Source organism: Synechococcus sp. CCY 9618 (assembly GCF_019038415.1).
In the GTDB taxonomy this organism is placed as follows: Bacteria; Cyanobacteriota; Cyanobacteriia; order PCC-6307; family Cyanobiaceae; genus Cyanobium.
The window spans coordinates 131,483-156,070 of record NZ_JAFKRG010000009.1 but is presented as its reverse complement, the minus strand read 5'-3'; the positions used below and the strand labels follow the sequence as shown (position 1 = coordinate 156,070).

Here is a 24,588-nt window from a genome sequence, read left to right as displayed (position 1 = left end):
GGCCTCCCCAGCCAGACCGCACCCCTAGGAGGCGCCGGCCAGCAGGGCATCCAGCCGGCCCTGGCGCTCCAGACCGTAGAGGTCTTCGCAGCCACCGACGTGGGCATCGTCGATGAAGACCTGAGGCACGGAGCGCCGGCCGTCAGAGCCCCGGGCCGCCATGGCGTCGCGGGCTTCCTCGTCGCCATCGATGACGTACTCCTCGTAGGCCACGCCCTTGCGATCGAGCAGGTGCTTGGCCCGGATGCAGAACGGGCAGAAGCGCCAGGTGTAGATCTCGACCTTGGGCATGGGCGGCACCGGATGGGGGGCGGAATGCTTTGATTCTGGCGAGTCGGACGCCCCTGGGAGAACCCCCATGCGTGATGGACTGCCCCCCGGCCTGACGGTCTACAGGCGCACTCCCAGCTTCGACGCCGCCACGGTGCCGGCGGGTCTGCTGGCGAACCACCGCACCAAGGAGGGCGTCTGGTCGCGGGTGGTGGTGCTTGAGGGCACCCTGCCGTTCCGGTTCCTGGAGCCCCAGGAGGAACTGGTGATGCTCAGCCCCGAACGGCCCGGGATCGTGGAGCCCACCCGGATGCACCGGGCGGAGGCGCCGCCGCAACTCACTTCCCCTTGTTCAGCTCCTTGTTGAGGATGCAGCCGGCGGTGGCGCCGATGGCCGCCCCGCCGAGCTTGTTGCCCAGACCCCGGCCACTGACCACGGCGCCGGTGAGGCCTCCGAGCACCAACCCGTTGCGGCAGCGGTCCCGGTTGGCTTCCTGGGCCCGTCGTTCGGCTTCGGTGGTCTGGGCAAGGGCCGGGGCGAACAGGGGGAACCCCAGCACCAGCAGGGGGAGAACAACAGCGATCGGCTTCTTCATGACGGGCCTCTCCAACGCATGGATCCAACGCTAACCAACGGGATCGGCCGGGCGGAAGGGCCCTGCCGCGCCGCCGCTGGACCCTGCGGAGCCGCCGCCGGTGCCTGCCGGGGACGGATGGCGCTGCGACACTATCCGAACCCCCTCCTCCTGCCAGGCCCCGGCCGGCTTCCCGCGATGCTCGCGATGCTGCTGCTGGCTCTGCAGGGAGGTGGGGTCGCCGCCGCCCCCGCAGGAAACGCCTGCCCGGAGGCCGTGGCCGGGGCCCAGGCCTCGCTGGTGGCCCGCGGGGCGCTGGTGGAGATGGAGCGCGGATCGAATGGCTCCCCCCACAACCCTCATCCGGGCAGAGACGCGCTGGTGATCCGGCTGGGGTCGACCCAGGCGCCTTTGCCGGTGCAACGACGCTCGGTGGCGGTGCTGACCGACGCCGCCTTCCAGGGCGCCATGACCAGGGATCTTTTCGCCGCCTGCCCGCAGCTGGTGGAGGTGACCTTCACCATCGCTGAAACGGACGAGGCCTCGACCCTGTTCCGGGGCGCCGATGGCGCAGTGCTGCGGGGGATCTGCCTTGAGATCGGCACATCGGACGCATGGCCGCCATGGGGGGAGCTCTTCTGCCCCTGAGGCACCGATCGGTTCACCCCAGCTCGAAGCGATCCAGATTCATCACCTTGGTCCAGGCGGCCACGAAGGCCTCCACGAAACGGGCTTCGGCATCGGCGGAGGCGTACACCTCGGCGATGGCCCGCAGCTGGGAGTTGGAGCCGAACACCAGGTCGACCCGGGTGCCGGTCCACTTCAGATCGCCCGTTTCCCGGTCACGGCCCTCGAAGGTCTGTTCGGCCTCCGAGTCCGCCTTCCAGGTGGTGCCCATGTCGAGCAGGTTGACGAAGAAGTCGTTGCTGAGGGTTTCAGGACGATCGGTGAACACCCCATGCCGCGACTTGCCGTGGTTGGCATCCAGCACCCGCATCCCGCCCAGCAGCGCCGTCATCTCCGGAGCGGTGAGGGTGAGCAGCTGGGCCCGGTCGACGAGCAGCTCCTCCGCCGAGGCCTTGAAGCCGGGCTGAAGGTAGTTGCGGAAGCCGTCGGCCCGGGGCTCGAGTACGGCGAAGGAGTCCGCATCGGTCTGCTCCTGGGAGGCATCCATGCGCCCGGGGGTGAAGTGCACCTCCAGCGTGTGGCCGCTCCGCTTCGCCGCTTCCTCCACCGCGGCGCAGCCGCCCAGCACGATCAGATCGGCCATCGAGACCTTCTTGCCGTTCTGCTGGCTGTCGTTGAAGGAGCGCTGGATGGCTTCGTAGACCTCCAGGGCCCGGGCCAGCTTGGCCGGCTGGTTCACCTCCCAGTCCCGCTGGGGGGAGAGGCGCAGACGGCCGCCGTTGGCGCCGCCCCGCTTGTCGGAGTTGCGGAAGGTGGCCGCCGCCGCCCAGGCGGTGGAGACCAGCTGGGAGATGGGCAGGCCCGCCTCCAGGATCCGGCCCTTGAGGGTGGCGATGTCGAAGGCATCCACCAGGGGATGGTCGACGGCGGGAACCGGGTCCTGCCAGATGAACGTTTCGGCCGTCGCCAGGCTGCCCAGGTAGCGGGAACGGGGTCCCATGTCGCGGTGGATCAGCTTGAACCAGGCCCTGCGGAAAGCCTCCGCCAGCTGGTCGGGGTGCTCGTGGAAGCGCCTGGAGATCTCCAGGTAGGCCGGATCGACCTTCAGGGACAGGTCGGTGGTGGCCATCATCGGCGCGTGGCGGCGGGCCGGGTCATGGGCGTCGGGTACGGCGTCCGCCGCCGCCGGATCGGCGGGCTTCCACTGCCAGGCTCCGGCGGGGCTCTTCTCCAGTTCCCACTCGTAGCCGAACAGGTTGTCGAAGTAGCCGTTGTCCCACTGGGTCGGGTTGGCGGTCCAGGCACCCTCCAGGCCGCTGGTGATGGCGTCGACCCCCTTGCCGCTGCCGAAGAGGTTGAGCCAGCCCAGGCCCTGCTCCGCCATGGTGGCCCCCTCGGGCTCCGGACCCACCAGGTCCTTGTCGCCGGCGCCGTGGCACTTGCCGAAGGTATGGCCACCGGCGATCAGGGCCACGGTCTCCTCGTCGTTCATCGCCATGCGACGGAAGGTCTCGCGGATGTCGCGGGCGGCGGCGAGGGGATTGGGCTCCCCGTTGGGGCCCTCCGGGTTCACGTAGATCAGGCCCATCTGCACGGCGCCGAGGGGATCCTCCAGTTCCCGGTCACCGCTGTAGCGCCGATCGCCCAGCCACTCGGTCTCCTGGCCCCAGTCGATGTCGCTCTCGGGCTCCCACACATCCTCCCGGCCGCCGGCGAAGCCCAGGGTCTTCAGGCCCATGGATTCGATGGCGCAGTCGCCGGCCAGGATGATCAGGTCGGCCCAGGAGAGCCTGCTGCCGTACTTCTGCTTGATCGGCCACAGCAGACGCCGGGCCTTGTCCAGGTTGCCGTTGTCGGGCCAGCTGTTGAGCGGCGCGAAGCGCTGGGTGCCCGAGCCCGCCCCGCCGCGGCCGTCGTAGATCCGGTAGGTGCCGGCGCTGTGCCAGGCCATCCGCACGAAGAAGGGCCCGTAGTGGCCGTAGTCGGCCGGCCACCAGTCCTGGGAGTCGGTCATCAGGGCGAAGACGTCCTGCTTGAGGGCCTCCAGATCGATTCCCTTGAACGCCTCGGCGTAGCGGAAGCCGCGGCCCATGGGATCGGCCAGGGGCGAGTTCTGATGCAGGATCGCCAGGTTCAGCTGGCGGGGCCACCAGTCGCGGTTGGAGAGGGCTCCCGCGCTGGCACCCCGGAGGGTGCCGTGCAGGAAAGGACACTTGCCGCCGGTGTCGGTCCCGGCCTGAACAGCGGTGCCTTCCATCTGTACGTCTGCGTAAGGGCCGATTTTAGGATTGGACCTTGCCCGGGTGTTCGCCGGCTGCCCGTGTCTTCATGGCCGACCCCCTCCCCGACGCCGTTCTGGCGGCGGTGTTCGCCACCACGGCCGAAGCGGAGGCCGCAGCGAAGCATTTCAACTGCAAAGGTGCTCACCGGATGGGTGACCAGTGGATGCCCTGCCGCGAGCATCCGGGTCCCTGAGGGTGAAGACCTGATGGTGAAGAAGGTGCCGGGTCGACGGCGCCGGCAACCGGTCCTTTCAGAATGGGGACCGCTGGCACCTGCTCTTCGCCCGAGCGATGCCGGCCTGGCCTGAGTCCCGCGCTGTCCCCATGAACGCCCCTGTCCGCGCCGCCGCCGGTCCCACGACCGGGTTCCTGGAGGAATCGCCGGGCAACCGTTCCGCCATGCGGCTGATGTGCGTACTGGCCCTGCTGGCCTCGATCGCCTTCGGGGCCATCACCATGGCAAGGAGCGCGCCGATCGTGAGCCGGGATGCCGGCGGTCAGGCGACTCTCACCTATCCGCCCCGGGACGAGACCGGCCTCACCCTCACCTTCGCCTTCCTGCTGGCGGCCTTCGCCCCCAAGGTGGTGCAGAAATTCGCCGAGCAGCGGCTCGGCGGCCTCAAGGGCAGCAGCCTGCGGGAGCTTTTTCTGGGCTCCGGCGGCGGCCCAGCGGCCGAGGCCCCCACCCAGGCCAGCTCCCCGGCGGAGGATCCCCGCCTGGGCCAGCTGCGGCAAGAGCTGGAGCGACTGCGGGCCGAGATCGGCCGCAGCCGCACCCCGATCCAGGTGACCCCGGCCGCCCCCGTCGCCGCGCCGGCCCAGGCCCTGAGCCCACTGGAGCGGATCCGGCTGGGGGGAAGCCTCTGATGAGCTGCCGCTGATGCCTTTCATCACCGCCCGGGAGGACGCGGGCCTCAGCCCCAGCCCCGCCGCCGCCGATGCCGATTCCTACGTGGCTTCCGGCAGCCGCATCGCCGTGGCCTGGGTGCGGCCGGCAGCCGCTGCGGAGCTGGCCATCCTGCGACTGGCGGGCAACTACACCTGCCCCGGCGGCACGGAGCCCTTGCTGGATGGCGAACAGCGCTACTTCAATCCCGACCGCTTCAGCATTCCCGACGACGCCTGGTTGCGGCAGCCCTCCGCCGTTCCCGGCCCGGACCCGCTGCCCCCCGAGGTGGCCCAGCTCAACCACCACTACGAGGGCTGCCGCCTGCAGGCCTATCCCGACCCCCTCACGGGGGGCGAGCCGATCACGATCGGCTGGGGCAGCACGTTCTACGAGGACGGCTCCCCCGTCCGGCTGGGGGATTTGATCACCCAGGAGCAGGCCGATGCGCTCTACGCCCACAACTGCCGGGAGTCGTTCTGGAAGGTGCTGGAGGCCACGATCCCCTTCTGGGGGGAGATGGATGATCGCCAGCGGGCCGCTCTCTGCAGCTTCGCCTACAACAACGGTGCCCGCTTCCATGGCGACGGTCACCACGACACCCTGGATCGCCACCTGCGCGCGCGTCGCTGGGAGGCCGTTCCCGGGGCCCTGATGATGTATCGCAATCCCGGCAAGAAGGTGGAGGTGGGCCTGGGTCGCCGCCGCCGGGCCGAAGGGCTGGTGTGGACCGGCATGGAACCCGTCGCCGCCTGCGCCCGGGCGGAGCGGGAGATCACCAGTCCGGCGGACTGCGAGGCCTGGGAACAGCGGCTCAAGCAGGCGTCGGCGGCTCCGGCCGCGAAGACCGTCGCGGTGCCTGCTCCCGCCGCCTCCGGCGACCGCCCGCCGGTGCTGCCCGGCATGGTGGGCCCCAGCAGGACGCCCCACGACTTCGGCTTCAGCGGCGCTGATTCCCATGTGGTGGTCAACGACGGCAGCGAGACCGCCAGGGCCTTCGACGTGGAGGGCCGGCTGCTCTGGGAGGTCCCGGCCCTGGCCCGCGGCCAGGGCCGGGAGACCCAGTACAAGGAGAACGCCACCGACACGCCGCCGGGCGTCTACCGCATCGGCAGGAAGGTGTACCGGGATTACGAGCAGGATCCCAGCCCCACCTTCTCGGCTGATCGCTGCAGCTACGGCTGGTACAGCTTCGATCTCGAAGATCTGGAGATGCAGGAACGACGCTTCGGCCGCTCCGGGATCATGGTGCACGGCGGCGGCACAGCCTGCGGCTGGCCCGGCGCCTGGGCCCCGCGCCAGCCCCTGCATCCCACCCTCGGCTGCGTGCGGCTCCACAACCAGGACCTGCGCGACAAGCTGCTGCCCCTGGTGGAAAAAGGTACGGTCTACGTGTCGGTGTACCAGGAAGCCTGAGCCCGCCACCCATGGCGATCGCCGATTACCTCAGCCTCGGCCTCGGTGCCCTGGCCGCCGGCGTGGGCGGCGAACTGTTCGTGCGCGGATCGGTGGGAATCGCCCACTGGGCGCGGCTCTCGCCGGGGATCATCGGCGCCACCGTGGCAGCCTTCGCCACCTCCAGCCCGGAGCTGTCGGTGGCCACCACCGCGGCCCTGCAGGGCAAGCCCCAGATCGCCCTCGGCGACGCCCTGGGCAGCAACGTGGTCAACGTGGCCCTGATCCTGGCCCTCACGGTGGTGATCGCGGGGCTGCGGATGCCCTCGGAAACGACCCGCCGCGACCTGCCGGTGGCCCTGGCGGGCCCGATCCTGACCGGGCTGCTGCTGCTGGATGGCACCCTCTCCCGCTTCGACGGCCTGGTGCTGCTGGGGGTCTTCTTTCTCTGGATGCTGCGGGTGGTGGTGGAGGTGCGCCAGCAGCGCAGCGCCGCCGAGCAGATCCTGGGGGAGCCGCGCGGCGGGGTGGCCGTGCTGCTCAGCGGCGCCGGCATGGTGCTGCTGCTGGTGGCCGGCAGGCTGGTGGTGGCGGGGGCCCGGGGCATCGCCCTGTCCTTCGGCATCGATGCCTTCCTGATCGGTGCCACCCTCGTGGCGATCGGCACCTCCATGCCGGAGCTGGCCACTTCGGTGGTGTCGAAACTGCGGGGCCACGACGAAGTGGGCCTGGGCACGATCCTCGGCAGCAACATCTTCAACAGCCTCTGGGTGGTGGGCGTGGCCGCCACCATCACCCCGATCCGCGTGCCCGGACGGGAGGTGGAGCTGGTGCTCGGCTTCGGCATCGGCGCCCTGCTGCTGCTGATCCTTCCCAACGGCTCGGGCTTCCTGGCACGCTGGCGCGGCTGGCTGCTGCTGACGCTCTATGGCGGCTACCTGGCGGCGATCGTGCACGGCCGGGTGCCCCACGGCTGAGCCGCCATCACCTCCGCCCGGCCGCTACTTCCGGGTCAGCTGAACGTTGATGGCTGCGCTGTCAGCGCCGACTTCGGCGTACTGGCCCTGGATCGTGTCATCCAGGAACCGGCCGCGGAACACCCCATCCTCGTCGGTGATCAGGATGTCGCCGTTGGGGGCGATCACGCCGTTCAGCACCTCCTTCTGGGCCGGCTCGCCTTCCCGTTGGTAGGTCTTGTAGCCGGTGAAGCCCTGGCCCTCCGCTTCCTCGACGACCAGCGTCTGGTTCTCCCAGCTGACCGGTCGGCCCTGCTCGTAGCCGGTGCCCGTCTGGGCCCAGGTTCCCTTCAGCTCGCCGGCCGACGGCACCCGGGCGGCTGGATTCGCCTGGCAACCTGCGCCCAGAGTGACCGCTGCCGCCATGCTGACGGCGGTGAACAGGGAGGAGATCCTGAAACCCATGGACAATCCCGGACGATGGCGTGAACCCCGGCCACCGTATCCACCAGCCACCGGCATGGGCCGGGGCCGAGCGGCAGGGTGATGGAGCTGCGGCGGGTTCTCGTGGGGCTGATGCCTGGCCTGGAGCGACTGCTGGGCTACCGGCGGGACTGGCTGCGGCCCGATCTGCTGGCGGGCCTCACCGTGGCCGCTTACCTGGTGCCCCAGTGCATGGCCTACGCCGAGGTGGCCGGGCTGGCCCCGATCACCGGCCTCTGGGCGATCCTGCCCCCCCTGCTGCTCTATGCCCTGCTGGGCTCCTCCCCCCAGCTCTCGGTGGGGCCCGAATCCACCACGGCGGTGATGACGGCCGCGGCGATCGGGCCGCTGGCGGCGGGGGATCCGGTGGCCTATGCCGGCCTCAGCAGCCTGCTGGCCCTGCTGGTGGGACTGGTGTGCTGTGCCGGGGCCTGGAGCCGGCTGGGCTTCCTGGCCGATCTGCTCTCCCGGCCGATCCTGGTGGGCTACCTGGGCGGGGTGGCCCTGATCATGATCGGCGGCCAGCTGGGGCGGATCTGCGGCCTGAGCCTGGAGGCCAGCTCGATCCCGGGTCAGCTGCGCGAAGTGGCCGGCCGGCTGGGGGAGATCCACGGGCCGACCCTGCTGCTGGCCCTGGGGGTGCTGGCCTTCCTGCTGCTGGTGCAGCGCCGCTTCCCCCGGGCCCCGGGCCCCCTGCTGGCGGTGCTGCTGGCCATGGCGGTGGTGGCGGCGGCCCATCTGGAGCAGCGGGGCGTGGCTGTGATCGGCGCCATTCCGGCCGGTCTGCCCCACCCGACGCTGCCCCAGGCCCCCGCGCCCCCCCAGCTCCGCTATCTGCTCACGGCGGCGGTGGGCATCGCCCTGGTGGGCTACTCCGACAACGTGCTCACAGCCCGGGCCTTCGCCGCCCGGGGCGGCTACCGCATCGACGCCAACCGGGAGCTGCTGGCCCTGGGGGCCCTGAACCTCGGCACCGGGCTGCTGCAGGGCTTTCCGGTGAGCAGCAGCGGCAGCCGCACCGCCATCGGCGACTCCCTCGGCAGCCGCTCCCAGCTCTTCTCCCTGACGGCCTTCGTCGTCGTGCTGGCGGTGCTGCTGTGGCTGCGGCCGCTGCTGGCCCTGTTTCCCACTGCGGCCCTGGGGGCGATCGTGATCTACGCCGCCCTGCGGCTGATCGACATCCCGGAATTCCTGCGGCTGCACCGCTTCCGGCCCAGCGAGTTCCGGCTGGCCCTGATCACCCTGGCCGGGGTGCTGCTCACCGACCTGCTGACGGGGGTGGGCGTGGCGGTGGGGCTGTCGGTGATCGATCTGTTCGCCCGGCTGGTGCGGCCCCATGACGCGGTGATGGGCAGGGTGCCCCAGCTGGCCGGGCTGCACGACGTGAACGACTGGGAAGGAGCCCGCACCATCCCGGGCCTGGTGCTGTTCCGCTTCGATGCTCCCCTGTGCTTCGCCAACGCCGAGCACTTCCGCCAGCGGGTGCTGGAAACGGTGGCCGCCGAGCCCCAGCCGGTGGCCTGGTTCGTGCTCAACGCCGAAGCGATCGTGGAGATCGACATCACTGCCGCCGACGTGCTCGAGGAACTGCACCGGGAGCTGACGGCCCGTGGCATCACCTTCGGGATGGTGCGGGTCAAGCAGGACCTCTACGCCCAGCTGGAGCGGGCCGGCCTGGTGGAGCGGATCGGGGAGCGGCTGTTCTTTCCCACCCTGCCGACGGCGATCGCGGCCTTCCAGGGGCGGGCGACGCCGGCGCCTACCCCATGAGAACCGCGGCGCAGCGGCACCAGCTGGTGCTGGCCGGGGGCGGCCACAGCCACGTGCTGGTGCTGCGGCGCTGGCTGATGCGGCCGGCCTCCAGGCCCGCGAACACCCGCATCAGTCTGGTGAACCGCCACGGCACCGCCCTCTACTCGGGCCTGCTGCCGGCGGTGGTGGCGGGGCTCGAGCCCCGCGAGGCCGCCGCCATCGACCTACGCCGCCTCTGCGGCCTGGCCGGCGTCGCCTTCCTGCAGGCGGAGATCACCGGGCTCGACCCGGCGGGCCGGGAGCTGCACCTGGCAGGCCGGCCGCCCCTGCGCTTCGACCGGCTCAGCCTCGATGTGGGTGCCGTCACCGCCATGCCGGAGCCGATGGCGCCTGGGGAGGCGATGGCGGTGAAGCCCCTGGAGCCCTTCCTGGCCTGGGCGGAGCGGCGCCACGCCGGCGAACCGCTGGTGATCCGGGGCGGTGGCGCCGCCGCCGTGGAGCTGGCCCTGGCCTTCCGGGCCCGGGGGCTGGCCTGCCGCCTGCTGTTGCGGGGCGAAACGCTGCACCTGGGCTCGGCGGCGGCGAACCGGGCCGGGGAACAGCTGCTGGCCCAGGCCGGCATCCCCATCCAGCGCCAGGCCCCGGCCGGAGCCCGTGCCGATCTGGCCTGCACCGGCAGCCGCGCGCCCGCCTGGCTGGCGGCCGCCGGCCTGCCGGTGCAGCCGGAGAGCGGCCGGGTGCTGACCCAGCCCAGCCTGGAGGTGATCGGCCATCGGGATCTGTTCGCCGCCGGCGACTGCGGCCTGATCGCCGACGATCCTCGGCCCCCCTCAGGAGTCTGGGCCGTGCGGGCGGCGCCGGTGCTTGCGGAAAACCTGCGCCGCTGCCTGGCCGAGCCGCCGCGGCCCCTGCGGTCCTGGCGGCCCCAGCCCCGCGCCCTGCAGCTGCTGGGCGACGGTGGCTGGCACCCCGGCGGCCCCCGGGCCCTGGCCTTCTTCGGCCCGCTGGCCCTGGGGCCCGCCGGCTGGATCTGGGCCTGGAAACAGCGCATCGATCGGGCCTTCATGGCCCGCTTCACCCAGCTGCGGCCGATGGCCCCGGCCGCCATGGCCTGTCGGGGCTGCGCCGCCAAGCTGGGCGCCGCCCCCTTGCATGCCGCCCTGGCCCGGCTCGCCCCGGATGGCCTCGCGCCGCTGGCGGACGATGCCGCCCCGGTGGGCCTCAGCGCCGGGGGTGATCTGCTGCTGCAGAGCGTGGACGGCTTCCCGGCCCTGGTGGATGACCCCTGGCTGAACGGCCGCCTCACCACCCTGCACGCCTGCAGCGACCTGTGGGCCAGCGGCGCGGCGGTGGAGAGCGTGCAGGCCCTGGTGACGGTGCCGGAAGCCGGCGCGGAGCTCCAGGAGGAGCTGCTGCTGCAGACCCTGGCCGGTGTGCAGTCGGTGCTGGAGCCCCTGGGGGCGGCCCTGGTCGGCGGCCACACCCTGGAGGGCCGCGACGGGGCGGGCCTGGCCCTGGCCCTGACCGTGAACGGGCGGGTGGCCCCGGCCGGCCACTGGCGCAAGGGCCCCCTGCAAGACGGCGATGTGCTGGTGCTGAGCAGGCCCCTCGGCAGCGGCGTGCTGTTCGCCGCGGCCATGGCCGGCGCCGCCGCCCCCGAGTGGATCGAGGCGGTGCTCGAAACGCTGCAGCAGTCCCAGGCGCCCCTGGTGGATCTGCTGGGGGCCCACGGCTGCGGTGTCTGCACCGACGTGACCGGCTTCGGCCTGCTGGGCCACCTGGGGGAGATGCTCGCCGCCGGTCCCGGGGACCTGGACGTGGTGCTCGACGGTGCCGCCGTTCCCGCGCACCCCGGCGCCCTGGACCTGCTGGGGCAGGGGTTCGCCAGCAGCCTGGCCCCGGCCAACGCCACCGCCCTGGCCCTGCTGGAGGGGCCGGTGCGGCTGCAGGGGGCCGCGGGCAACAACGCCCGGGAGGCCGCGCTGCGGGGGCTGCTGATCGACCCCCAGACCTGCGGGCCGCTGCTGGCGGCCCTGCCGGCGGAGCGAGCGCCGGCCGCCCTGGCGGCACTGCAGGCGGCCGGGTTCACCGGGGCCGTCCTGATCGCTCGGGTGCGCAGGCGGCGGCAGGACGCGGAAGGGCCACCGCCACGCACCCGAAGAGCAAGCCGAAGGAATGGGTGAAGGACAGCAGCGGTACCGAGGCCCGGAAGCCATAGCGGAGGGAACCGGTGGGGAAGTCCCGCAGCCGTAGGGTCAACGTTCCGATCATCTCCACCGTCAGGAACAGCCCCCAGGCGTCATGGCGTTGGGAGGACATCAGCCCAGGGGATCGATCGGGGCACGGGCCGCCTCAGGACGCAGGCTGGTGGAGCGGCTGTTCTCCTCCTTCCTCACCATGCAGCGCAAAAAGGAGAGGTCTCAGCGGCCACCGCCGCGAGCGTACCGGTCGGCAAGAGGTGCTCCGACCCTGCGGATGACTTCCAGCAGCAGCAGGCTCAGGCAGACCAGAGAGAGCGGGATGAGCGGTTCGCTGTAGCGAGGGATGAAGTGAGAGAACAGCCCATAAAAGAGGAAATAGCCCACGGGAACAATGGAAATCAGCACCCATTCGGGTTTTCGCCACATGACTCCGAGCGCAGGCATCGCCAGCAGACTGGTCATGGCCAGGCCATTGGCAATGACACCGAACCAGGTCATCTGGTTCCTGAAGGTCCATAAGGCTTGCCAGGACAGCGGCAGGCTCACGAGCACATGCTTAAGGGGAGCGGCCCGAATGCGATCGAGGGCCACGCCCTGCTGAACGACATCACCGGGAGTCTTGATGCCACTCATGACGGTCTGGGCACGGATCTGGGCAGGGAGAACACGCTTGCCGATCTGGTAGAAACTTTTCACATCTCCTTCACGCCCCTCGGCGAACGCGCGCTCATCGCACGGCAAGCTCCGGGACAGACGCTCCAGTGACCCCCCGCACTCGCGCTGCGTTTCCGAAAAGCCCAGATAAGGCTCGAAGAAGTCCTTTTGTAATCGTTCCGGTGCGAAGAAATAAAAGGCTCCCCGAAACTCATGAGGTGTCATTTGATTGTAAACGGATCGGATCATCAGGACGTCGGCCCCTCCTCTGGCGATGGCAGGTTTTCCGAACTCAATCAAGTTGCGTGCCACCCAGGGGAGAACGGCCAGAGCGAAGCCAAGAGCAACACAGAGACCAAGGGCCAAAGACCTGCGCCTGGAGTGATTCAGCAGGAACGGGATCAGGGGCAGCAACACCAGCGCCAGGTAGCTGCCCGAGGCCTTGGTAAGCACCAGGCCTCCGAAAACAAGGCCGGCCAGAATGGCCCAACCACTGTGGTGACGCTGCCGGAGCAGCACGAAGGCCAGGGCCGTGAGAGTCATCATCAAGGCCGCCGGCAGCTCGGTGTTGAGTGTGGTGAGTTGATCTGCGGCGAATGCGTTATCACTGAAGTAGATCACTACGACAGCGACCAGATGGGCCAGCCATCCAGGACGGATAAGGCGCACACACAATCCCCAGAGCGAGAGAAATAGCGCCAGAAGATAGACGAGATTCACCTGCATCGTCCTGGTCAGCAGGTCTGGATCCGCCACAAGGTCTGCATACGGAAGACCCACCGGTGCTCGCACCAGCCACTTCAGATGGGCCGCCAATATCCAGTTGGGCAAGGGTTCGCGGCGATACCCCGCCTCAACGGGATTCAGGGACTCCCCATACACTCCGTGCTGCCACAGGTTCATTGCACTGCGCAGGTTCTGGCTGGCGTCACCTCCAATGGAATCCACCCGCAGACTGATCCAGCCTTGCCACACAAGAAACAGGCTGAGTCCCAGCACAAGGAGCGGCAGCAGAACGGCCAACCCATGCAGGAAGCGATGCCGTGAGGGGGACCTCGCAAAATGCCTCACCTCAGACAAACCCCATGGATGTAACATTGTACAAAATCCCCAGCGAAGGCCAGACGTGAGCAGCTGAAGCTCCCACCGGCAGCCAACACCGGAAACCATCAAGGTCGCGGCAGAGACGGGAAAGGCTCAGCGATCAGGCCAGAACCATTCCTCAACATCTAAGGTGAGGCTATTGCGGGATGAATCCACTGCCATGCTGGCCAACATCGTCATACCATGTTACAACGAAGAAGGTGCCATTGCGCGAACGGTTGAGGACCTCCTGGGTCACCTCAATGAGCATGGTCTGGATGATGTTGAAATCATCGTCGTCAATGATGGATCCTCGGACGGGTCGGAACGTACGCTCAATCAGCTGCTCGTCGCCCACCCGGACCAGCGCCTGAGGGTGGTTCACCATCGCCGCAACCTCGGCTACGGAGCAGCTCTGAAGAGTGGAATCATGCGATCCAATGCTGAGTACATCGCCATCACGGATGCCGACGGCACCTATCCGAACCACCGCATTCCGGAATTGATCCGCCTGACTGCGGAGCACGACATGGTGGTAGGAGCGCGCATCGGGGAGGACGTGACCTACTCCAGGACGCGCTCAATCCCCAAGATGATCCTCGTGCCATGGGTGTCCTTTCTGTGTGGAGAGCACGTTCCTGACATGAATTCAGGGCTGCGCGTCTTCCGGCGCGACCTCGCGCTGAAATTCCTGAAACTCCTCCCCGATGGATTCAGTTTCACCACGACCATCACGATCTGCTTTCTACGGAATCGCCACGATGTGGCATTCGTGCCGATCAGTTATACCAAGAGAATCGGCAAGAGCCACATCAAACCGATCCGAGACACGCTTCGATTCGTGCAGCTGATTGCTCGCACAGGGATGTACTTCGCACCCATGCGGCTACTCGTTCCCATCGCCGTCCTGCTGGCCTTTCTGTTCCTGGCCAGCGGCTTCTATGACGCTCTGGTACTCGGCAACCTCACGGACAAGACGATTCTTTTCGCCATCTCAAGCTTGAATATCTTCATCTTCGCCATGCTGGCGGATATGATCGATAAACGCAGTTAATACTGCCTCTGAGGAAATCTTACGCCATCCCAACTGAAGCCATCCTTCTTCATCATCCAGAGCCCTGGGGTTTCGCTGGAAAGCCAGGCTGACCACCAGCAGGAAGGCGCAGATGGCCACCAGCACCGCAGGAGAATCCGCAAGAGTGATCAGACCATTGGCAGGCAGAAAGCCGATCCACAGCGAGGCCTGGGTCTGATCCTCACGGGAGCGGCCGAGAGCGAAGCCCACCCTGGCGCTCTGGAGCTTCAGGGGGAGGGTTTCACCAGCAGACGGCCGGGTTCGCCTGGGCGGCCCTGATCGGACGGGTGCTCAGGCGGCAGCCGGATGGTTCAGGACCACCAGCCCCCGGCTGACCAGCTCCAGGGCCGCCGCCGCCGCCCCCAGACCGCCCAGGTCGACGGCGCGGCAGGCATGGCCATCCAGGCCGTGGTCGTAGCAGCGGTCGTAGTAATCGAGCATCTGCCGGCAGGCGGAGGCCCAGTCGCGCTGCCCGATCGCCTCCAGGGCTGCCGCCGTGCGCTGGGGCCCCAGCCGCCGGGCGATGCGCTGGGTGGCCTCCGCCAGGGCGAGGGGGTCCTGGGCGCCGTAGATGGTCACCAGGTGAGTCACCCGCTCCGCCAGAGGGCGCTCCACCGCCAGCACCGGCGCGGCCTTCATCTGGCGCCAGAGGCCGGCGGGGATGCGGCAGCGCCCCACCATGGCGCTTTCAGCCTCCAGCCAGATCTGGCCGGCGCCGGCCATGGGGGCCAGCACGGTGGCCAGGCTGTTCTCGTAGTGCTCGCTGGTGGGCTGCTCCGGCAGACCCAGGCCGCCGAAGCTGCTGCCCCGGTGGTGGGCCAGCCCCTCCAGGTCGACCACGGCCGCCCCCAGCTCCCGCAGGGCCAGCAGCAGCTCGGTCTTGCCGGTGCCGGTGCGCCCCCCCAGCAGCCGCAGGGGCCAGGGCCGCTCGAACAGCTCCAGCACCCAGTGCCGGTAACTCTTGTATCCCCCCTCCAGCAGCACCACCGGCAGCTCCAGCTGCCCCGCCAGCCAGGCCACGCTGGCGGAGCGCATGCCGCCGCGCCAGCAGTGCAGCCGCAGGGGCGCACCTGCCGTGCGCTCGCTCCAGGCGGCCAGCTCCGCCGCCATGGCGTGCATCCGGGGCCCCACCAGGGCCAGGCCCCGCAGCACGGCGGCCTGGCGCCCCTGCTGCTTGTAGAGGGTGCCCACCTCGGCCCGTTCCGCGTCACTGAACAGGGGAAGGTTGCGGGCACCGGGGATGTGGCCCTGGCGGAACTCGGCGGGCGTGCGCACATCGATCAGGGCGCCGCCGCCCGCCAGGAAGGCATCAATGGGGAGGGAAACCACCATGGCGCTGGGCAACGGGAGGGGGCGCCGGACGACGGGGAGGGTCGCGCGGATGGCCGCGGACCGCAAAGCCATAGTGGGCCAGAGGACGACCCTGCTTGCCAAGCCTTTCCATGACCTTTCGGCTCCGTGTCGCCGCCACCCTGGTGGGCGCTTCTCTGGCTCTGCTTCCCCTGCTGGCGCCACCCGCCTCGCCCCTGGCGGCGCTGCTGACCCCGGCCGCGGCCCAGCAGAGCCAGAAGGTGCTGCGCATCGGTGCCATCCCCGACCAGAAGCCTGAGAAACTCAACCGCCTCTATCCCCTGGTGGCCGATGAACTCAGCCGGCAGCTGGGGGTGAAGGTGGTCTACGTGCCGGTGGTGGATTACGCCGCCGCCGTGAGCGCCTTCCGGACCGGTGGCCTGGATCTGGTCTGGTTCGGCGGCCTCACCGGCGTGCAGGCCCGACTGCAGAAGCCCGGCGCGAAGGTGATCGCTCAGCGGGACATCGACGTGGCCTTCCGCACCATCTTCATCGCCAGCACCCGCAGCGGCCTCAAGCCCCTGAACTCCCAGAAGGGGCTGACGGAACTGAAGGGCAAGCGCTTCACCTTCGGCTCGGAGAGCTCCACCTCCGGCCGGCTGATGCCCCAGTACTTCCTCGGCCAGGCTGGGGTGAAACCCTCCGACTTCGCCGGCGGGGCGCCGGGCTTCAGCGGCAGTCACGACGCCACCATCGCCCTGGTGCAGAGCGGCGCCTATGACGCCGGTGCCGTGAACGAACAGGTGTGGCGCGCCAGCCTGCGCGACGGCAAGGCCAACCGGGCCAAGGTGATCCCCATCTGGAAGAGTCCCGGCTACCCCGATTACCACTGGATCGCCCAGCCCGACCTCGACAGGCGCTTCGGCAAGGGCTTCACCAGCAAGGTGCAGAAGGCGATCCTGAGCTGGCGCAGCAACGACCCCACCCAGAAGCAGATCCTGGCCCTGTTCGGCGCCCAGCAGTTCACCGGCGCCGACGCGGCGGCCTACGGGAAGATCGAGCAGGTGGGACGGCAGATCGGCAAGATCCGCTGATGGCCGCGGGCCGGCGGGCGGCGGGTCTGGCCCTGGCTGCCCTGCTGGGGGCGGGAGCGCCCCTGTCGGCCGCCCCCGGGCCCTGCGTCCCCGGGGGCGCCTGGGTGGAGCCCAGCGCCGCGGGGCCCCGACCGCGCGCTGCAGGGACCCTGCTGGATCAGGCGGCGGCGGGATCAGTACTGCTGCTGGGGGAACGCCACGACAGCGCCGACCACCACCGCTGGCAGCTGGCGACGCTGCAGGCGCTGCTCAAGCGGCGACCCGACCTCAGCCTCGGCCTGGAGATGGTGCCCCGGCGGCGGCAGCCGGTGCTCGATCAGTGGTCGGCCGGGGAGCTCGACGAGGCCGCGTTCCTGGCGGCCCTCGACTGGCCGGCGATCTGGGGCTACGACGTGGAGCTCTACCTGCCGATCCTGCGCTTCGCCCGCGACCGGCGCATCCCCCTGCTGGCCCTCAACGTGGACCGGCAGCTGGTGCGCCGGGTGCGCCTGGAGGGCTTCGAGGCGGTGCCGCCGTCCGAGCGGGAGGGGGTGGGGCGGCCGGCGCCCGCCAGCGAGGCCTACGTGGCTCTGCTGCACCGGCTCTGGCAGCACCATCCCTTCGTGCCCACCCCGGGCCACCGGCTGCCCGGGGTGGAGGATCCCTCCTTCCGGCGCTTCGTGGAGAGCCAGCAGCTGTGGGACCGGGCCATGGCCCAGGCCATCGCCGACCAGCGAAGGCGCCGGCCCGGGGCGCTGGTGGTGGCGCTGATGGGCAACGGCCATCTGGCGGGAGGCTTCGGGGTGCCCCACCAGCTGCGGGCCCTGGGCATCGCTGAGCCGGCCTGGTTCCTGCCCTGGGACGCCTCCCTGAACTGCGACACGCTCCGGCCAGGGCTGGCCACGGCGGTGTTCGGCATTGACCCCGGCCCACCGGCGGGTCTGACGCTGGGGGTGTACCTGGAAACCCACCGGGGCCGGGTGGAGATCCATCAGGTGGCCCCGGGGTCGCTGGCCGATCGCTCCGGCCTGCTGGTGGGCGACGTGATCACCGCGATCGATGGCCGCCCGGCCACCAGCGCCCGCCAGGTGATCGACGCCGTGGCCGCCCATCCCCGGGGGCTGCCCCTTGTCCTGACGATCAGCCGCAACGGGCGGGGCGAACGGAGGGAGATGGTCCTGCCATCGCCAGGACGGCAGCCGACGGCCCCGGCAAGCCTCCCAACCTCCTAGTATCGATTTATACACTCCCGCTCCGTGGGGGCCAGTGGTTATCCCTGCTCGGTTCGGCGACCGGCAGACCATGCGGCCGCCTCCCCTGAGCCCACAGAAAGGATCCGAACCCCTTGACCGTTCCGCCCCGGGCTATCGGCGCGCGCCCATCGGGGCGCGTCCTGGCCCAGCCGCAGGCGACGCCCGCCCCGCTGACCGCACCCATGGCAGCGGTGGTCTACTGCGAAGGACAGTTCGCCAGCGCCGACGGCAAGACCGCCCACGGACTGGTGCGTCACAGCGCCGATTACCAAATTTTGGCCGTGATCGACAGTCAGGCTGCCGGCCACGACGCCGGTGAGCTGCTGGATGGCCAGTGCAGTGGCATCCCGATCGTGGCCGATCTGGCGGCCGCGTTCCGCCTCGGCGGCCCGGCCCCGCGAACACTGATCTATGGCATGGCTCCTGCCAATGGCCTCTACAGCCCCAGCGACCGGCAGGTGCTTCTGGCCGCCATGGCGGCTGGTCTGTCCCTGGTCAGCGGCATGCGCGAGTTTCTTGCCGATGACCCTTTCTTCGCCGCCTGCGCGGCCCGGCACCGGGTGACGATTCAGGACGTGCGCCGGCCGCCGGCCCTGCAGGATCTGCGGCTGTTCAGCGGCGCGATCGGTGGCGTCACCTGCCGGCGCATCGCTGTGCTGGGCACCGATGGCGCCATCGGCAAACGCACCACCGCCACGCTCCTGGTGCAGACCCTCAATGATCACGGCATCCATGCGGCGCTGGTGTCGACGGGGCAGACCGGCATCATCCAGGGCGGCCGCTACGGCCTGCCGCTCGATGCGATTCCCTCCCAGTTCTGCTCCGGTGAAGTGGAGGCCGCCGTGGTGGACGCCTTCAACAGCGAGCATCCCCAGGTGATCGTGATCGAAGGTCAAGGAGCGCTCAGCCATCCGGCCTATCTCTCCTCCACCTTCATCCTGCGGGGCGCCCAGCCCCAGGCCGTGATCCTGCAGCATGCGCCAAGACGTCGCCAACGCTGCGATTTCCCCGGCGTGGCCATGCCCACGCCCCACAGCGAGATCACCCTGATCGAGGCCTTTGCGCCCACCCGGGTGATCGGCCTCACGCTCAACCACGAGGGCATGACCGCGGCCCAGATCTCCGCTGCGATTGCCCTTTACGAGGCGGAACTGCACATCCCCGTCACCGATCCACTCAGCGGCTCCCCCGAAGGCCTGGTGCAGATGGTGGTCAGGGCCTTCCCCGAACTCGGCTCGGAACTGGCGGCGATGGCGTGAGCGCCCCGCGGCTCGAGATCGCTCTCGACCGCCTGCGCCACAACGCCGTCACGCTGGTGGGTCACCTGTCACGCCATGGGATCACGGTCACGGCGGTCAGCAAGGCCTGCCTCGGCAGGCCGGAGATCGTGGGCACCTGGCTGGCGGCCGGCGTGACCTCGATCGGCGACTCCCGCATCGAAACGCTGGAGGGACTGGCCCGCGGCGGCCTGACGGCGCCGACGCTGCTGATCCGTACCCCGATGCTCAGCCAGGTGGAGCAGGTGGTGGCCCATGCCACCAGCAGCTGCAACAGCGAACCGCTGCTGATCCAGGCGCTGGCGGCGGCGGCCCAGCGTCAACAGCGGCGCCACGGCGTGCTGCTGATGGTGGAACTGGGCGATTGCCGCGAGGGCCTCCTGCCCCGTGATCTGGAGGCCGCCGCCAGGCTCACCCTGAGCCTGCCGTCGCTGCGACTGGTGGGGATCGGCACCAACCTGGGCTGCCAGCACGGGGTGGTCCCCGATGCGGCCAACATGGCGGAGCTCTCGGCCCTGGCGAACGCCCTCGAAGCCCGCCTGGGCATCGGGCTCGAGCTGGTGTCCGGTGGCAATTCGGCCAATCTCCCCTGGCTGGCCCAGGGGGGCACCCCGGGGCGGATCAACCATCTGCGGTTGGGGGAGGCCCTGCTGCTGGGGCGGGAACCCCTGGCCCGCACGGCCATCCCCGGCCTGCACACCGATGCCTTCACCCTGGTGGGGGAGCTGATCGAGGTGAAACGCAAACCCAGCTCCCCCTGGGGGAAACAGGGTCTCACCAGCTTTCAGGCCTCGGCCCCACCGCCGGCGCCGGACCGGGGCCTGCGGCAGCGGGGTCTGCTGGCGCTGGGTGTCCAGGACATGGATCCGGCGGATCTGGAGCCGCCGGCGGGCGTGTCGATCGTGGGGGCCAGCAGCGATCACCTGGTGGTGGAGGCGGAGCGGCCGCTGCGGGTGGGCGAGGAACTGCACTTCCGGCCCGGCTACAGCGCCCTGCTGCGGGCCATGACCAGCCCCTTTGTGGTCAAGAGATACAGCGGCGGCGACCGGTGGCTCACCAGGGCAGCAGCTGACCGTTGGCGTGCCAGAAGCTGCCGGACGTCTCAAGGCTGAGGGCGTCGATGCGGGCCAGCAGGCCAGCCACCGCCTCCTGGGGGCTGATGCCCCGCTCGCTGAAGCCGGTCATGCGGGTGCGCACCAGGCCGGGGTGGAGCAGGGCCACGGCGATGCCGCGGGGCGCCAGGTCGATGGCCAGCGACCTGCCGGCCATGCAGAGCGCCACCTTCGACATCCGGTAGCCGTAGGAGCCGCCGGAGCTGTTGTCGGCGATCGAGCCCATGCGGCTGGTCATCAGGATCACCCTGGCACCGGCCGGCAGCTGGCCCAGCAGGGCCCGGGTGAGCGCCAGGGGGGCGATGGCGTTGACCTCGAACTGGCGGCGCAGGCTCTCGGTGTCGAGATCCTCCAGGCCGGTGCGCTCCAGGATGCCGGCGTTGTGGATCAGCACGTCGATGGTCAGGCCGTCGAGCCGCTCCACCAGGCCGGCCACGGCGGCCTCGGAGGTGAGGTCGACCCCCGCCTCGATGCGCACCCCCAGGGCCTCCAGCTCCGGCGACGGGGTGCGGCACACGGCCAACACCGTGTCGCCCCGGGCCTGGAGCTGGCGGCAGTATTCGAGGCCGATGCCGCGGTTGGCGCCGGTGATCAGATAAGTGGCCATAGGAACAGTCTCAACCCTCCTCCCAGCGAAAGCCCTGGTCGTCCCAGGCCTTCGGATCCTCGATCGGTTCGAGGTGGGTGAGCACATCACTGCGGGGCAGGGCCGCCGCGATCTCCCGCTCCAGCCGTTCACAGAAGTCGTGGCCGGCCTGCACCGTCCAGCGGCCCGGCACCAGCACGTGGAAGGCCACGAAACGGCGCGAACCCGCCACCCGGGTGCGCAGGGCATGGAAGCGGATCTCCTCCGTTTCATGGGCGGCGAGCAGCGCCTCCAGCCGACCGTGCTCGTCATCCGGCAGGGATCGGTCGAGCAGGCCGGAGGCCGTTTCGTGCAGCAGTTTCCAGCCGGTGACGATGATATTGAGAGCCATGGCGATGGCGATCAACGGATCGAGGATCGTCAGACCGGTGACCTTCACCAGCCCGATCCCCAGCACCACGCCGAAGGAGGTCCAGACGTCGGTGAGCAGGTGGTGGGCGTCAGCCCGCAGGGTGATCGAGTGGAAGTGGCGGGAGGCCCGCAGCAGCACCCAGGCCACCAGGCCGTTGAGGGCCGTGGCCACCAGGGAGAGGGCCAGGCCGATCCCCAGCTGCTCCAGCGGCTGCGGCTGCAGCAGCCGGCCCACGGCGGCAAAGATGATCGCCAGGGCCGCCAGCACGATCAGCACACTCTCCAGACCGCTGGAGAAGTATTCGGCCTTGAAATGGCCGTAGTGGTGGGTCCGGTCGGCCGGTTTGGCGGCCAGACTCAGTGCCCAGAAGGCCCCAAGGGCCGCCACCAGGTTCACCACCGATTCCATCGCATCGGACAGAAGGCCCACCGATCCGGTGAACCGCCAGGCCGCCGTCTTCAGCACGATCGTGGCCACGGCCGCCGCCACCGACAGCAGAATGAAGGAGCGGGGAGACGCGAAGGCCATCGGGATGGGATCGGCTGTCAGCCGTCGTTCCGTTCGACCACGAGCAGCAGGCCCCCCATGATCGAGAGGTTCTTGAACAGCGCAATGCGCTCCTGCGGGTCCGCCACATCGTTGTGGAAGAGCAGGGTTGTGGGCACCAGGAACAGCAGCAGCAGCAGCGCCCCCAGCCGGGTCCAGTAGCCGCTGATCACCAGCGCCGAACCCACCGCCATCAGCGCCATGGCCGCCGCCAGCAGCAGCGGTGCGAACGGCAGCCCGCGGGCCGCCATCATCCCGGCCACCCCGGCGAAGCCGCTCAGCTTGCCGATCACGGCATGGACGAACACCAGGCAGAGCAGCACCCGGGCGATGCGGGTGAGCAGGGAGGGCCGGAGCCGGGGAAGGGATGTCATCGGCGAAGTCGCGGATGACTGGATTCTGGTGGCCGCCGGCGAGGCTGGGGGCAGACGGCTGCCATCGTGGGTCGACGCTCTGCTGCCACCACCTGCCATGGCCGCCGGCCCGCCCACCGCCGTGCTCGCCCTGCGGGGGATCCGGGTGCCCGGCCGCGAGCGGCCCCGGGTGGAGGACGTCGATCTGAGCCTGGCCCCCGGGGAGAGGGTGGCCCTGCTGGGGGCCAGCGGTGCCGGCAAGAGCACATTGTTGGCGGTGGCCAACGGCCTGCTGGCGCCGGCGGCAGGCACGGTGCTGTGGGAGGGCAGGCCCCCCGCCCGCTCGCGCCGCGGCCGGCGCCTCCAGCAGGCACGCATCGGCACCCTCTGGCAGGACCTGCGCCTGATTGAGGAGCTGACCGTGCAGCAGAACCTCAATGCCGCCCGCCTGGCCCGCTGGGGCTGGCCCAAAGCGCTGCTCAACCTGCTGCTGCCGCTGGAAACGGAGGCCTGCGCCGCGGCCCTGCGGGCGATGGACCTGGATCCGGCCCTGCTCGACCAGCCGGTGACGGCCCTCTCCGGCGGCCAGCGCCAGCGGGTGGCCATGGCCCGGCTGCTGCGCCAGGAGGCCACCCTGCTGCTGGCCGATGAACCCCTGGCCAGCCTCGACCCCCGCCTGGCCAGCGAACTGCTGGCCCTGCTGCTGGCCCAGGCCAAAGCGCCCCGGGCCCTGCTGCTGAGCCTGCACCGGCCCGACCTGCTGGCCGGTTTCGATCGGGCCGTGGCTCTCAAGGGCGGACGGGTGGTGTTCGACGGGCCCGTGGACCAGCTGGACGAAGCCCGGCTGGCGGACCTCTACGGCGGCGCGCCGCCGTGAAACCGGCCGCACCACTGCTGATGCTGCTGCCGGCCCTTGTGCCGGTGCCCCTGGCCGTGCTGCTGCCGGGCCTGACCCACGGCGGTGGCTGGGATCTGATCGGCTCCTTCGCCGCAGCGGCGGTGACACCGTCGCTGGATCCGCTGGTGCTGGGCTCGCTGGTCCGTGGCCTGGGGGTGACCGCCGGCATGGCCCTGCTGGGCTGGGCAGCCAGCCTGGTGCTGGGTCTGCTGCTCGGTGTGGCCAGCTCCCGCACGGTGTGGCGCACCCTCACCGGCACCGCCCTGCCGGCCTCGCTGATCCGGCGACTGCTGGCCATCCCCCGCTCCATCCATGAACTGATCTGGGGCCTGCTGCTGCTGCAGCTGGTGGGGCTGCAGCCGGCGGTGGCGGTGCTGGCCATCGCCCTGCCCTTCGGCGCCCTGGTGGCGCGGGTGCTCAGTGATCTGCTGGATGCGCTGTCCACCGCCAGCCTGGAGGCCCTGCGGGCATCTGGCGCACCGGCGCCGGCGGCCCTGCTCACCGCCCTGGGGCCGGCCCTGCTGCCCGGGGTGCTCAGCTACGGCGGCTACCGGCTGGAGTGCGCCCTGCGCAGCGCCACCCTGCTGGGGGTGTTCGGCCTGGGGGGCCTGGGCACCGACCTGAAGCTGAGCCTGCAGTCGCTGGAATTCCATGAACTCTGGAGCGGCCTGTGGCTGCTGCTCGCGGTGATGCTGGCCCTGGAGGGGAGCGTGAGCCTGCTGCGCCGCCGCTGGCTGGCCCCCGGCCGCTTCGTGCTGGCCCGCCGGGGCGTGGGCGAGCGCAGCCGGGAGATGCTGCTGGCCACGGCGGCCCTGCTGCCCCTCTGCGCCCTCGTGGGCCACCGGCTGGGGGTGGATCCTTCGGCCCTGCTGGCCTGGCAGCCCCTGCCGGGACTGGGGCAGGGCGACTGGGCCACCACCCTGGCCCTGCCCTGGCCCCGGCTGGTGGGGGGCACCCTGCTGCTCACTGTCCTGGCGGCCACCCTGGCGGTGGGCCTGGCGCCGCTGCTGCTGCTGCTGGTGGCGCCCCGGGCCTGGGCGCGGCGGGGGCTGCAGCTGGTGTGGGCCCTGGCGCGCCTGTGGCCGCCTCCGCTGAGCGCCCTGCTGCTGCTGTTCGTGCTGCAGCCCGGGGTGGTGACGGCCGCGCTGGCCCTCGGCTTCCACAACCTGGGCGTGCTGGGGCGGCTGCTGCTGGAGAGCACCGACGATGCCGACCCGGCTGCCGAGGAGGCCCTGGCCTGCGGCGGCAGCGGGCCCCGGCTGGCCCTGCTCTATGGGCGCTTCAGCGGCCTGGCCCGCCCCTACCTGGCCTACGGCGCCTACCGGGCCGATGTGATCCTGCGGGAATCGGTGGTGGTGGGCCTGGCCGGAGCCACCGGCCTGGGCAGCCAGCTGCTGGAGAGTCTGAGCTCCTTCGCCTGGGACCAGCTGCTGGCCCTGGTGGCGGCCTACGCCGTTCTCACCCTGCTCGGTGAGGACCTGAGCGACCGGGCCCGGCGCCGCTGGCTCGCCGTGGCCTGATGGCCCATGGTGAGACCGCCGCCGCGACG

At 70.4% G+C, this 24,588-nt stretch carries 25 protein-coding genes; 15 read left to right on the top strand and 10 right to left on the bottom strand.

Going from position 1 to position 24,588, the window contains the following annotated elements; all coding sequences use genetic code 11:
• Positions 1-24: 24 nt before the first annotated feature.
• Positions 25-291, bottom strand: a complete 267-nt coding sequence (grxC, locus tag KUG41_RS02240; protein WP_216900627.1) for a glutaredoxin 3 — start codon at positions 289-291, stop codon at positions 25-27.
• 67 nt (positions 292-358) lie between these two features.
• Between grxC and KUG41_RS02235 the strand changes: the two genes are divergently transcribed.
• Entirely contained in the window at positions 359-637 is a 279-nt protein-coding gene (locus tag KUG41_RS02235) for a DUF1971 domain-containing protein (RefSeq protein WP_216900625.1), read from the top strand.
• On the opposite strand, the gene KUG41_RS02230 is transcribed toward KUG41_RS02235, so the two are convergent.
• Positions 609-866, bottom strand: coding sequence for a hypothetical protein (locus KUG41_RS02230; protein ID WP_216900623.1), 258 nt, complete (start codon positions 864-866; stop codon positions 609-611). The genes KUG41_RS02235 and KUG41_RS02230 overlap by 29 nt on opposite strands.
• Before the next feature lie 18 nt (positions 867-884).
• Here KUG41_RS02230 and KUG41_RS02225 point away from each other — a divergent pair, with 18 nt between their 5' ends.
• Positions 885-1,493 (top strand): hypothetical protein, encoded by a 609-nt coding sequence (locus KUG41_RS02225; protein WP_216900621.1) that lies wholly within the window; start codon positions 885-887, stop codon positions 1,491-1,493.
• Between the two features lie 13 nt (positions 1,494-1,506).
• On the opposite strand, the gene katG is transcribed toward KUG41_RS02225, so the two are convergent.
• Positions 1,507-3,729 carry a catalase/peroxidase HPI gene (gene katG, locus KUG41_RS02220; RefSeq protein ID WP_216900619.1) on the bottom strand — a complete coding sequence of 741 codons (2,223 nt, stop codon included), beginning with the start codon at positions 3,727-3,729 and terminating at the stop codon, positions 1,507-1,509.
• A gap of 71 nt (positions 3,730-3,800) precedes the next feature.
• On the opposite strand from katG, the gene KUG41_RS02215 reads away from it, so the two are divergent.
• The 4 genes from KUG41_RS02215 to KUG41_RS02200 all read left to right on the top strand — a co-directional run bounded on the left by KUG41_RS02215 (position 3,801) and on the right by KUG41_RS02200 (position 7,012).
• A complete protein-coding gene (locus KUG41_RS02215) occupies positions 3,801-3,947 on the top strand; it encodes a DUF3721 domain-containing protein (protein WP_216900618.1) in 147 nt (48 codons plus the stop codon).
• Positions 3,948-4,078: 131 nt separating this feature from the next.
• The gene (locus KUG41_RS02210) at positions 4,079-4,621 is read left to right on the top strand and encodes a hypothetical protein (protein WP_216900617.1); all 543 of its coding nucleotides are present in this window, start codon (positions 4,079-4,081) and stop codon (positions 4,619-4,621) included.
• A gap of 13 nt (positions 4,622-4,634) precedes the next feature.
• On the top strand, positions 4,635-6,056 hold the full coding sequence (locus tag KUG41_RS02205; RefSeq protein WP_216900616.1) for a glycoside hydrolase family protein: 1,422 nt from the start codon (positions 4,635-4,637) through the stop codon (positions 6,054-6,056).
• Between the two features lie 11 nt (positions 6,057-6,067).
• Positions 6,068-7,012, top strand: a complete 945-nt coding sequence (locus KUG41_RS02200; RefSeq protein ID WP_216900615.1) for a calcium/sodium antiporter — start codon at positions 6,068-6,070, stop codon at positions 7,010-7,012.
• A gap of 24 nt (positions 7,013-7,036) precedes the next feature.
• Here the strand turns inward: KUG41_RS02200 and KUG41_RS02195 are convergent, their stop codons facing one another.
• The gene (locus KUG41_RS02195; protein WP_216900614.1) at positions 7,037-7,456 is read right to left on the bottom strand and encodes a hypothetical protein; all 420 of its coding nucleotides are present in this window, start codon (positions 7,454-7,456) and stop codon (positions 7,037-7,039) included.
• Between the two features lie 81 nt (positions 7,457-7,537).
• Between KUG41_RS02195 and sulP the strand changes: the two genes are divergently transcribed.
• On the top strand, positions 7,538-9,244 hold the full coding sequence (sulP, locus tag KUG41_RS02190) for a sulfate permease (protein WP_216900613.1): 1,707 nt from the start codon (positions 7,538-7,540) through the stop codon (positions 9,242-9,244).
• Positions 9,241-11,409, top strand: coding sequence for a selenide, water dikinase SelD (gene selD, locus KUG41_RS02185; RefSeq protein ID WP_216900612.1), 2,169 nt, complete (start codon positions 9,241-9,243; stop codon positions 11,407-11,409). Before sulP ends, selD begins: the two co-directional genes overlap by 4 nt.
• 237 nt (positions 11,410-11,646) lie before the next feature.
• Here selD and KUG41_RS02180 read toward each other — a convergent pair whose 3' ends face one another.
• The gene (locus KUG41_RS02180) at positions 11,647-13,104 is read right to left on the bottom strand and encodes a glycosyltransferase family 39 protein (protein WP_216900610.1); all 1,458 of its coding nucleotides are present in this window, start codon (positions 13,102-13,104) and stop codon (positions 11,647-11,649) included.
• 241 nt (positions 13,105-13,345) lie between these two features.
• Here KUG41_RS02180 and KUG41_RS02175 point away from each other — a divergent pair, with 241 nt between their 5' ends.
• On the top strand, positions 13,346-14,218 hold the full coding sequence (locus KUG41_RS02175) for a glycosyltransferase family 2 protein (RefSeq protein ID WP_216900608.1): 873 nt from the start codon (positions 13,346-13,348) through the stop codon (positions 14,216-14,218).
• Here KUG41_RS02175 and KUG41_RS02170 read toward each other — a convergent pair.
• On the bottom strand, positions 14,159-14,449 hold the full coding sequence (locus KUG41_RS02170; protein WP_216900606.1) for a hypothetical protein: 291 nt from the start codon (positions 14,447-14,449) through the stop codon (positions 14,159-14,161). The two genes, KUG41_RS02175 and KUG41_RS02170, sit on opposite strands and share 60 nt — an antisense overlap.
• 81 nt (positions 14,450-14,530) lie before the next feature.
• Positions 14,531-15,571, bottom strand: a complete 1,041-nt coding sequence (mnmH, locus tag KUG41_RS02165; protein WP_216900604.1) for a tRNA 2-selenouridine(34) synthase MnmH — start codon at positions 15,569-15,571, stop codon at positions 14,531-14,533.
• Positions 15,572-15,681: 110 nt separating this feature from the next.
• Between mnmH and KUG41_RS02160 the strand changes: the two genes are divergently transcribed.
• The 4 genes from KUG41_RS02160 (at position 15,682) to KUG41_RS02145 (ending at position 20,244) form a co-directional block, all read left to right on the top strand.
• Positions 15,682-16,623: a putative selenate ABC transporter substrate-binding protein gene (locus tag KUG41_RS02160; protein WP_216900602.1), complete on the top strand. Its 942-nt coding sequence runs from the start codon at positions 15,682-15,684 to the stop codon at positions 16,621-16,623.
• Positions 16,623-17,834: a ChaN family lipoprotein gene (locus KUG41_RS02155; RefSeq protein WP_216900600.1), complete on the top strand. Its 1,212-nt coding sequence runs from the start codon at positions 16,623-16,625 to the stop codon at positions 17,832-17,834. The genes KUG41_RS02160 and KUG41_RS02155 overlap by 1 nt, the downstream gene beginning before the upstream one ends.
• A 203-nt stretch (positions 17,835-18,037) precedes the next feature.
• Positions 18,038-19,114: a DUF1611 domain-containing protein gene (locus KUG41_RS02150; RefSeq protein WP_216900598.1), complete on the top strand. Its 1,077-nt coding sequence runs from the start codon at positions 18,038-18,040 to the stop codon at positions 19,112-19,114.
• Positions 19,111-20,244, top strand: coding sequence for an alanine/ornithine racemase family PLP-dependent enzyme (locus tag KUG41_RS02145; protein WP_216900596.1), 1,134 nt, complete (start codon positions 19,111-19,113; stop codon positions 20,242-20,244). Before KUG41_RS02150 ends, KUG41_RS02145 begins: the two co-directional genes overlap by 4 nt.
• On the opposite strand, the gene KUG41_RS02140 is transcribed toward KUG41_RS02145, so the two are convergent.
• From KUG41_RS02140 to KUG41_RS02130, 3 genes are read right to left on the bottom strand one after another with little or no spacing between them, the layout of a single operon-like run.
• Positions 20,186-20,851 carry an SDR family oxidoreductase gene (locus KUG41_RS02140; RefSeq protein WP_216900594.1) on the bottom strand — a complete coding sequence of 222 codons (666 nt, stop codon included), beginning with the start codon at positions 20,849-20,851 and terminating at the stop codon, positions 20,186-20,188. The two genes, KUG41_RS02145 and KUG41_RS02140, sit on opposite strands and share 59 nt — an antisense overlap.
• A gap of 10 nt (positions 20,852-20,861) precedes the next feature.
• Positions 20,862-21,770 carry a cation diffusion facilitator family transporter gene (locus KUG41_RS02135; protein WP_216900592.1) on the bottom strand — a complete coding sequence of 303 codons (909 nt, stop codon included), beginning with the start codon at positions 21,768-21,770 and terminating at the stop codon, positions 20,862-20,864.
• A gap of 17 nt (positions 21,771-21,787) precedes the next feature.
• Positions 21,788-22,162, bottom strand: coding sequence for a DoxX family membrane protein (locus KUG41_RS02130; protein WP_216900590.1), 375 nt, complete (start codon positions 22,160-22,162; stop codon positions 21,788-21,790).
• 97 nt (positions 22,163-22,259) lie between these two features.
• Between KUG41_RS02130 and KUG41_RS02125 the strand changes: the two genes are divergently transcribed.
• Complete coding sequence (locus tag KUG41_RS02125) at positions 22,260-23,018, top strand: phosphonate ABC transporter ATP-binding protein (RefSeq protein WP_216900588.1); 759 nt, start codon at positions 22,260-22,262, stop codon at positions 23,016-23,018.
• Positions 23,015-24,559, top strand: a complete 1,545-nt coding sequence (locus KUG41_RS02120; protein ID WP_216900586.1) for an ABC transporter permease subunit — start codon at positions 23,015-23,017, stop codon at positions 24,557-24,559. Before KUG41_RS02125 ends, KUG41_RS02120 begins: the two co-directional genes overlap by 4 nt.
• Positions 24,560-24,588 lie beyond the last annotated feature (29 nt).

Coding starts and splice junctions, on each gene's coding strand:
- grxC (WP_216900627.1), bottom strand. CDS start 291: ATGCCCAAGGTCGAGATCTACACCTGGCGCTTCTGCCCGTTCTGCATC.
- KUG41_RS02235 (WP_216900625.1), top strand. CDS start 359: ATGCGTGATGGACTGCCCCCCGGCCTGACGGTCTACAGGCGCACTCCC.
- KUG41_RS02230 (WP_216900623.1), bottom strand. CDS start 866: ATGAAGAAGCCGATCGCTGTTGTTCTCCCCCTGCTGGTGCTGGGGTTC.
- KUG41_RS02225 (WP_216900621.1), top strand. CDS start 885: ATGGATCCAACGCTAACCAACGGGATCGGCCGGGCGGAAGGGCCCTGC.
- katG (WP_216900619.1), bottom strand. CDS start 3,729: ATGGAAGGCACCGCTGTTCAGGCCGGGACCGACACCGGCGGCAAGTGT.
- KUG41_RS02215 (WP_216900618.1), top strand. CDS start 3,801: ATGGCCGACCCCCTCCCCGACGCCGTTCTGGCGGCGGTGTTCGCCACC.
- KUG41_RS02210 (WP_216900617.1), top strand. CDS start 4,079: ATGAACGCCCCTGTCCGCGCCGCCGCCGGTCCCACGACCGGGTTCCTG.
- KUG41_RS02205 (WP_216900616.1), top strand. CDS start 4,635: ATGCCTTTCATCACCGCCCGGGAGGACGCGGGCCTCAGCCCCAGCCCC.
- KUG41_RS02200 (WP_216900615.1), top strand. CDS start 6,068: ATGGCGATCGCCGATTACCTCAGCCTCGGCCTCGGTGCCCTGGCCGCC.
- KUG41_RS02195 (WP_216900614.1), bottom strand. CDS start 7,456: ATGGGTTTCAGGATCTCCTCCCTGTTCACCGCCGTCAGCATGGCGGCA.
- sulP (WP_216900613.1), top strand. CDS start 7,538: ATGGAGCTGCGGCGGGTTCTCGTGGGGCTGATGCCTGGCCTGGAGCGA.
- selD (WP_216900612.1), top strand. CDS start 9,241: ATGAGAACCGCGGCGCAGCGGCACCAGCTGGTGCTGGCCGGGGGCGGC.
- KUG41_RS02175 (WP_216900608.1), top strand. CDS start 13,346: ATGCTGGCCAACATCGTCATACCATGTTACAACGAAGAAGGTGCCATT.
- mnmH (WP_216900604.1), bottom strand. CDS start 15,571: ATGGTGGTTTCCCTCCCCATTGATGCCTTCCTGGCGGGCGGCGGCGCC.
- KUG41_RS02160 (WP_216900602.1), top strand. CDS start 15,682: ATGACCTTTCGGCTCCGTGTCGCCGCCACCCTGGTGGGCGCTTCTCTG.
- KUG41_RS02155 (WP_216900600.1), top strand. CDS start 16,623: ATGGCCGCGGGCCGGCGGGCGGCGGGTCTGGCCCTGGCTGCCCTGCTG.
- KUG41_RS02150 (WP_216900598.1), top strand. CDS start 18,038: ATGGCAGCGGTGGTCTACTGCGAAGGACAGTTCGCCAGCGCCGACGGC.
- KUG41_RS02140 (WP_216900594.1), bottom strand. CDS start 20,851: ATGGCCACTTATCTGATCACCGGCGCCAACCGCGGCATCGGCCTCGAA.
- KUG41_RS02135 (WP_216900592.1), bottom strand. CDS start 21,770: ATGGCCTTCGCGTCTCCCCGCTCCTTCATTCTGCTGTCGGTGGCGGCG.
- KUG41_RS02130 (WP_216900590.1), bottom strand. CDS start 22,162: ATGACATCCCTTCCCCGGCTCCGGCCCTCCCTGCTCACCCGCATCGCC.
- KUG41_RS02125 (WP_216900588.1), top strand. CDS start 22,260: ATGGCCGCCGGCCCGCCCACCGCCGTGCTCGCCCTGCGGGGGATCCGG.